The sequence below is a fragment of the Mesorhizobium sp. M1A.F.Ca.IN.022.07.1.1 genome (assembly GCF_003997575.1).
Taxonomy (GTDB): Bacteria; Pseudomonadota; Alphaproteobacteria; order Rhizobiales; family Rhizobiaceae; genus Mesorhizobium.
The window spans coordinates 1-7,827 of record NZ_RZST01000287.1 but is presented as its reverse complement, the minus strand read 5'-3'; the positions used below and the strand labels follow the sequence as shown (position 1 = coordinate 7,827).

The 7,827-nt window shown below is 66.7% G+C and carries 6 protein-coding genes and 1 pseudogene; 4 read left to right on the top strand and 3 right to left on the bottom strand.

What is annotated here, in order from left to right:
* The 3 genes from EOA75_RS25080 to EOA75_RS25070 form a co-directional block, all read left to right on the top strand.
* On the top strand, positions 1-2,506 hold a 2,506-nt coding region (locus tag EOA75_RS25080; RefSeq protein ID WP_164747546.1), incomplete at its 5' end, for an efflux RND transporter permease subunit.
* A gap of 78 nt (positions 2,507-2,584) precedes the next feature.
* Positions 2,585-2,998 (top strand): hypothetical protein, encoded by a 414-nt coding sequence (locus tag EOA75_RS25075; RefSeq protein ID WP_067324856.1) that lies wholly within the window; start codon positions 2,585-2,587, stop codon positions 2,996-2,998.
* Positions 2,999-3,028: 30 nt separating this feature from the next.
* The gene (locus EOA75_RS25070) at positions 3,029-3,361 is read left to right on the top strand and encodes a hypothetical protein (RefSeq protein ID WP_066996527.1); all 333 of its coding nucleotides are present in this window, start codon (positions 3,029-3,031) and stop codon (positions 3,359-3,361) included.
* Positions 3,362-3,474: 113 nt separating this feature from the next.
* Here EOA75_RS25070 and EOA75_RS25065 read toward each other — a convergent pair whose 3' ends face one another.
* On the bottom strand, positions 3,475-4,968 hold the full coding sequence (locus tag EOA75_RS25065) for a winged helix-turn-helix domain-containing protein (RefSeq protein WP_127325420.1): 1,494 nt from the start codon (positions 4,966-4,968) through the stop codon (positions 3,475-3,477).
* Positions 4,969-5,113: 145 nt separating this feature from the next.
* Between EOA75_RS25065 and EOA75_RS25060 the strand changes: the two genes are divergently transcribed.
* Complete coding sequence (locus EOA75_RS25060; RefSeq protein WP_095824846.1) at positions 5,114-5,947, top strand: AraC family transcriptional regulator; 834 nt, start codon at positions 5,114-5,116, stop codon at positions 5,945-5,947.
* A gap of 166 nt (positions 5,948-6,113) precedes the next feature.
* On the opposite strand, the gene EOA75_RS25055 is transcribed toward EOA75_RS25060, so the two are convergent.
* Both EOA75_RS25055 and EOA75_RS25050 read right to left on the bottom strand, forming a co-directional pair.
* Positions 6,114-7,049 (bottom strand): bifunctional helix-turn-helix transcriptional regulator/GNAT family N-acetyltransferase, encoded by a 936-nt coding sequence (locus EOA75_RS25055; RefSeq protein WP_095824847.1) that lies wholly within the window; start codon positions 7,047-7,049, stop codon positions 6,114-6,116.
* A gap of 135 nt (positions 7,050-7,184) precedes the next feature.
* Positions 7,185-7,827, bottom strand: a pseudogene (locus EOA75_RS25050) (DSD1 family PLP-dependent enzyme); the annotation flags it as partial.

The window sequence follows — 7,827 nt, the reverse complement described above, 5'->3', positions numbered from 1 at the left end:
CGGCCTCGATGTCGGCACGCTGTCGCAGGCGCTGCAGGCGCAGAACGCGCTGACGCCGAGCGGCACGGTCGATGCCGGCCCCGAGCGCATCGCCATCCGCGTCTCCGGCAGCTTCACCTCCGAGGAAAGCCTCAAGGCCATCAACTTCTACGCCAACGGCCATTACTTCCGGCTGGGCGACGTCGCCGAGGTCAAGCGCGCCTATTCCGACCCGCCGCAGCCGACGTTCCGCTTCAACGGCAAGCCTGCGGTCGGCATCGCCATCTCGATGACTTCGGGCGGCGACGCGCTGGCGCTGGGCGAGACCGTCAAGGAGAAGATGCATGAGATGCAGGCCGAGCTGCCCCTCGGCGCCGAGCTCGGCCTGGTCGCCGACCAGTCGCATGTGGTGGAAGAATCCGTCGGCGAATTCACCAAGAGCCTCGGCGAGGCGATCGCCATCGTGCTCGCCGTCTCGCTGCTGGCGCTCGGCTGGCGTCCCGGCGTCGTCGTAGCGGTCGCCATCCCGCTGGTGCTGGCGATCACCTTCGTCACCATGGAGTATTTCGGCATCTCGCTGCAGCGCATCTCGCTCGGCGCGCTGATCATCGCGCTCGGCCTGCTGGTCGACGATGCCATGATCGCGGTCGAGATGATGATCTCGCGCATGGAGGAAGGCTACGACAAGATCTCGGCCGCCACTTATGCATATACCTCCACCGCCTTCCCGATGCTCACCGGCACGCTGGTGACGATCGCCGGCTTCGTGCCGGTCGGCTTCGCCAAGAGCGGCGCCGGGGAATACTGCTTCTCGCTGTTCGCTGTCGTGGCGATCGCGCTCGTCGTCTCCTGGGTGGTCGCGGTGCTGTTCACGCCGCTCACCGGCGTCTTCCTGCTGCCCGATCGCATCAAGGGGCATGGCGGCAGCCATCAGCCCTCGCGCGTCGGCCGCGGTTTCCAGGCGCTGCTCGAGATGGCGATGCGGGCGAAGTGGCTGGTGCTGTCGGCGACGGCCGGACTGTTCGCGCTCTCCGTCGTGGCGATGGGCTTCGTCGGCCAGGAGTTCTTCCCGAAGTCCGACCGGCCCGAGGTCATGCTCGACCTCACCTTGCCGCGCACCGCTTCGATCAAGTCGACGGACGCCGTGGTCGAGCGCGTCGAGAAGCTGCTCGCCGCCGATCCTGATATCGACCACTGGAGCTTCTATGTCGGCCAGGGCGCGGTGCGCTTCTACCTGCCGCTCGACGCGCAGCTCGCCAACGACTTCTTCGCCCAGGCGGTGGTCGTGACCAAGGGCCACGCCGTGCGCCAGGCGGTGATCGACCGGCTGGAGAAGCAGCTGTCGACCGGCTTCGACGACGTCATGGCCCGCGTCACGCCGCTGGAGCTCGGCCCGCCGGTCGGCTGGCCGCTGAAGTTCCGCGTCAGCGGTCCGGATCCGGACAAGACGCGGAGCCTCGCGCAGCAGTTCGCGCAGGTGCTGGGCAGCGACGCCTCGGTGCGCAACATCAACTACGACTGGAACGAGCCGGCCAAGGTCATCAAGGTCGATGTCGACCAGGACCGGGCGCGCGCGCTGGGCATCTCCTCGCAGCAGCTGTCGGAGACGATCAACGCGGTGCTCTCCGGCTCGAAGATCACGCAGATGCGCGACGACATCTACCTCGTCGACATCGTTGCCCGCGCGGTGGAAACCGAACGCGCCAGCATCGACACGCTGCGCGGCCTGACGATCAGCGCGTCCGGCGGACGGCGGGTGCCGCTGGAACAGGTGGCGAAGCTCACCTACCAGACCGAGCCGCCGCTGATCTGGCGCCGCGGCCGGCTGCCGACCGTGACCGTGCAGGCCGATGTCGCGCCCGGCGAAAATGCCACGCTGGTCACGCGGCGGCTGGAGAGCGCCATCGCCGCGTTCAAGGCGGAACTGCCGGCGCGCTACAGCGTCGAACAGGGCGGCGTGATCGAGGACAGCGCCAAGGCGCAGGCCAGCATCTTCGTGGTGTTCCCGCTGATGCTGTTCATCATGGCCACCGTGCTGATGGTGCAGCTGATGAGCTTCCAGCGCCTGGTGCTGGTGCTGCTCACCGCTCCGCTTGCGATCATCGGCGTCGCCGGCGCGCTGCTCCTCTCGGGGGCGCCGATGGGCTTCGTCGCGATCCTCGGCGTGATGTCGCTGATCGGCATGGTGATCCGCAACTCGGTGATCCTGATCGCGCAGATCGACCAGCACATCGCCGCCGGCGAGGAACCATGGGCCGCGGTGATCAGCGCCACCACGCATCGGTTGCGGCCGATCCTGCTGACGGCGGCGGCCGCCATCCTCGGCATGATCCCGATCGCGCCGACGGTGTTCTGGGGGCCGATGGCCTATGCGGTGATGGGCGGCCTCTTGGTCGCGACCGTGCTGACGCTGGTCTTCCTGCCGACGCTCTACGTCACCTGGTTCGGGATCAAGGCGCCGGCTGAGAGCACCCCCGCGGCAGAACCGACCGCGGCCGCAGCCGAGCCCCGGCCGCTGGTGGCCTGAGCGTTGCCTCCTCCCAGCAGCCACGGCGGCCAACGCCGCCGTGGCGACCTTTATCACCCAAAACGGAAAGGAACGATCATGACACCCTTCTTTGGAAATCTTCTCGTTCGCGTGAATGCCGGCTTCCTGGTCCTTGCTTCCGCAGGCGGGCTCGCCACCGACATTGCCGGCTCGTTCTTCGGGCGCGGGGCTGAAGCCGTGCTGCTCAACAACGCACCCGGCACCGGCATCGGCTTCATCGAGGCGCACGGGCTGGCCCTGATCATCGGCGTGACGCTCTGGCGCATCGCCTACTCCCGCAACTGGCACGCCGTGCTGGCTGCCGTGCATGTGCTGCTCGGAACGGCCAACCTTCTGTTCTGGCAGTTCTTCATCGCCGCCGACGTGCTTGTCGTCGGCTACGTAACAACCGCGGCGCACTGGCTGTTCGTGGTTGCTCACCTGGCGGCGCTGACGGGTTCGACCCGGCTGGCCGCTTCATCCTCCCACTAGAACTGAACACCAACCTCAGGAGAAACGAAAATGCCTGTGAAATCTTTCAGGAAAATGCGCTCGGCCGCTGCGTTGCTCGCCATCGGCCTCGCCGCCGTCGAGATTGTCGGCATGGCCGTGCCGGCCCTGTCGCTGGTCGGTACCGCCGAAGCCCGCATCGGGGCGCCCTGGACACCGCACAGCGCCGCGGGCGTCGCTCGGCGCGCCACGACATGGCGTGTGCTGAGGCACACCACCGCCTGGGTCGCCACGCTGCCGGCAGGCTGCGTTCGCACCAAGGTCAACGGCTTCGACGTCTGGCGCTGCGGCCGGACCTACTACCGGCCCTATCAAGGCCGCTACATCGTGGTCGTCGTCGATTGAGGCGGCTCGGGCACAGCCCAAAGCGCGTCGCGCTGAAACGGATTCGGGCGACGCGCTTTAAGTTTTTGTTTTGATATCCCAGAACCGCTGCACACTTCCGGGGCGACATGCATTTAGCCGAGGGCAAGCCTGACGCCTTCGCAGAGATGCTCGGCATCGGCCGGATTTTCGAACGGCACGCCGTGCAGCGCATAGTCGAGCGGCGAGAAGGACGGGCCGTCCTCGATGAGGGCGATCTGCCGCCGCGCCTTTTCCCTGTCGCCCATCTGGGCATAGCAGGCGGCCAGCCTGGTCCTGATCCAGGGCGCCGGCCGCGTCGCGAGCTCCAGCGCTTCCGCCGCCTGCCGATATTCGCCCATCATGTAGAGCGCCAGGGCGCGGTCGAACTGGTACCAGTGCGGATGCAGCGGATCGATGCGAATGCCGCGCGCCAGCCAGGTCAGCGCTTCGAGCGGCCGGCCGCGCATGGTGAGCAGCATGCCCATCTGCTCGATGCTGTCGGCGTCGTACGGGTTGAGCTGCAAGGCGATGCGCATGTGATGCTCGGCCGCCTCGTGATCGCGCATATAGAGGCGGATCAGCGACTGCACGCGGTGGCCGGTCGGTTGGTCGGGCGACAGGGCCAGCCCTTTGTCGGCAAGGTCGCGCGCATTTTCCAGGACAGCATCGCTGGCGCGCCCGAACTCGCCGTCCAGGGAGCGCGCCAAAGCGAGATAAGAATAGGCAAGCCCGTAATTCGGATCTTTTGCGATCGCCGCCTCGAACAAGGCCTCGGCGCCGCGTTGGTCGGTCTGAGCGGGATCGCGCAGCAGCGCGAAGCCGCGCAGCAGGAGCTCGTACGCGGCAAGGCTGGTCACCGGCTTGCGCGAGGCCTGCTCGAGGCCGGCGTTGGTGACCCGCGTGACCAGGCGGCTGACGATCTGCTCGACGATGTCGCGCTCGATCGCGAACAGGCCGGCGCCCTGTGACTGGTAGCGGTCGCCCCAGAGCTGGCTGCCGCTCGCGATGTCGACGAGGCTGACGGCCACCACGACATGCTCGCCCTGGCGGCGCAGCGAGCCCTCGACCAGATAATCGGCGCCGATGCGAGCGCGGATCTGCGGCCACTCGGCGCGGCCGAAGGAGGCGAAGGAAAAACTTGAATTGCGCGCCAGCACCGTGACAGTGCCGAAGCGCGCCACGCCGTTGATGAGATCCTCGGCAAAGCCGTCGACCATCGCCTCGTCGGCCGGATCGCCGCTCTCGTTGCGGAAGCGCACCACCGCCACGATCGGTTGGCTGCTGATCTCGGGCGCCGCTTCGGCTTCCGCGGCAAGCATATAGCCGCGCTTGGAGACGGTGCGCACCATGTCCTCGCCCAGCACCTTGCGGATCTCGCGCACCGACTGGGTGAGCGAATCCTCGGTGACATAGACGCCGGGCCAGACGACATCCATCAGCTCCGACTTCGGCACGACTCGGCCCATATTGCGGGCGAGATGCGAAAGCAGCGCGTAGGCTTTCGGCCGCAGGAACAGCGGCTCGTTGATGCCGCGCAGCGTTCCCTTGGCGAGGTCGAGCGTGAACCCGCCAAATCGGAACACCTGATCGGCCGTCGCCGTCGTCATCGGGACACCCCTTCCGCGTGCCGCTAATGCCAAGTCGATCCCACTCAACCCGGCATGCGCGTGGCTATTATTGCGCACTGCGCAATTTCGATCAAACTGCCCGTCGGCGCGCCGACTAGTGTGGCCGCGCCAAATGCGAGGAGCCATGAACCCGACCGAGAAAGCGCTGTGGTTTGTCGAAAGCCATCTGCCGGATGCGATTTCGCTCGACGATGTCGCGGCAAGCAGCGGCGTGTCGCGCTTCCATGTGACGCGCGCCTTCAGCGCCGCCACCGGCCGGTCGGTCATGGGCTATATGCGGGCGCGGCGGCTCAGCGAAGCGGCGCGCAAGCTCGCGGGCGGCGCGAGCGACATCCTGGCGGTCGCGCTCGATGCCGGCTACGGCTCGCATGAGGCTTTCACACGGGCCTTCCGCGCCCAGTTCGGCACCACGCCGGAACTGGTGCGCGCTGGAGGCTCGACCCAAAACCTCGACCTCGTGGAGCCCATCCTCATGGACAGTTCGCTTCTCACCGCGCTCGAGCCGCCGCGCTTCGAGACCAGCCGGGCGTTTCTCATCGCCGGGCTCGGCGAGCGCTACAGCTGCGCGACCAGCGCCGGCATCCCAATGCTGTGGCAGCGCTTCGGACCCTATGTCGGCAACATTCCCGGCGAGGTTCCCGGCGTCGCCTACGGCGTTTGCACCAATGGCGACGATGCCGGCAATTTCGACTATGTCGCCGGCGTCGAGGTGTCGGATTTCTCCGATCTGCCGGAGGATTTTTACCGGGTTCGAGTGCCGGCGCACAAATATGCCGTGTTTGCGCATCGCGAACACATCTCGACCATCCGACGCACGGTCAACACCATCTGGAACAAGTGGCTGCCTGCATCCGGACATGAGATCGCCGACGCCCCCGACTTCGAGCGTTACGGCCCCGAATTCGATCCGCGCAGCGGCAATGGCGGGCTGGAGATCTGGGTGCCGATCGAAGGTTGAGACGCTGCCCCTCTCCTTCTCCCCCGGTGGGAGAAGGTGTCGCCGAAGGCGACGAATGAGGGGTGTTCCAGCGGAGTGAGACGGTGGCGTTCCCTGGAACACCCCTCATCCGTCTCGGCGCTGCGCGCCGATCCACCTTCTCCCACAAGGGGAGAAGGAAAAGGCGCTACAGCTCCAAGTTCCAGGTCTGGCCGACAAGATCCTTGCCGAAGGAATGGTGGCGCTCTTCCTCGGCCAGCTTGAAGCCCGCCGCCTGGTAGATGCGGCGGGCCGAGCCAAGAATGTCGTTGGTCCACAGCGTCAGCGTCTTGTAGCCCTTGGCGCGCGAGAAGGCGATGCACTCGTCGACCAGCCGCCGGCCGATGCCGAGGCCGCGCGCCGACGGCTCGACATAGAGCAGCCTGAGCTTCGCCACCTTGGGCGACTTGCGCATGACGAAAACCGAGCCGACCACCTCGCCTTCGCGCTCGGCTATCCAGCTGCGCTCCCATTGCGGAACGAAGTTCTTGACGAACTCGCCGAGGATCTCGGCAACCAGCGCCTCATAGGTTTCGTCCCAGCCATAGTCCTGCGCGTAGATGAGGCCCTGGCGATGCGTGATCCAGCCGATGTCGCCGACCTGCAGCGGCCGCAGGATATAAGGCACTTTGGGTTGGGGTTTGTCGCCGAGCAGGTCCTGCACCGTGCGCATCGCCTTGACCAGCCGCTCCTGGTCGGTCGGCGCCAGGCGATCGAGCAGCGCGCGCACCTGGTCGTGCGAATCCTGGTTGAGCGGCGCGAAGGCCTCCCTGCCCGCGGGCGTCAGCGCGATCGAGGACCGCCGCGCGTCGGCCTCCGTGGCGGCGCGTTCGACCAGGCCGCGCTCCTCGAATTTTTTCAGCAGCCGGCTGACATAGCCGGGGTCGAGATCGAGGTCGCGCACCAGGTCGCTGGCGACCAGCCCGTCGCGATGGGCAAGCTCGTAAAGCACGCGAGCCTCGGTCAGCGAGAACGGGCTCTTCAGGAGGCCCTCGTCGAGCAGGCCGATCTGGCGGGTGTAGAAGCGGTTGAAAGCGCGCACGGCATCGATGCGCTGCTTGCCGGGGTGATCGTGGATGGTCATGGGAATTCCTCCTGTCGCGGACAGGATCGATCATTTAGTTGACTGAGTCAAATAAATTGATTGTGCCGAACTTCTTTAGGCCGACGGGACAGAGGGGGGCGCGAAGGATCGCGACGAAGACAGTTGGGGCGCCCCTCACCCCATCGGCAGTACCGGCCAGAACTCGACGATGCGCCCACCGGCAAACACCGCGAGCGAGCCGAAATGCTGCAGCACCGCCTCGCTCTGCGTCGGCCGCAGGAAGGCGTAGTCACCGGGCTTCACCTCCGCGCCCGCCGGCAGCCCCATGAATTGCTGGTTGGAAGAGAGCCCGATCAGGCCGTTCGGCTTCATGCCTGCGGGGAACACCGGTTCGGCCATCCACTTGCCGCCATAGAGATAGCAGGCCTTCTTCGGGAAGAGGCCGAGCGCCTGCAGCGTGCGGGAGATAGCCGCCGGGCCGGGGAGCACCGGATCGAGCGCCTTCAGAATCGGCGTCGCAATGAGAGCGGCCGGCCGGAAGCCGTCGAGGCCGGGCGTATCGAAATCGCTGGGCAGCACGAAGGCCGAGCCGATCGACACTTCGTTGGCCACGCCGCCGCCATGCAGCAGCGCCGTCTTGGAACCGCCGATGTTGAGGATGCGGCGCTGGTCCGCATCGAGGGCCGCGACGAACTCGGCAGCCTTCGCCGCGGCCTTTTTCAGCGCGCCGGCCGCGCCGCCGAACAGCCCGGGAATTTCCGGCGCATGCGCCTCATAGGCCATGATGCCTTCGCAGCGCAGGCCCTTCGGTATGGCC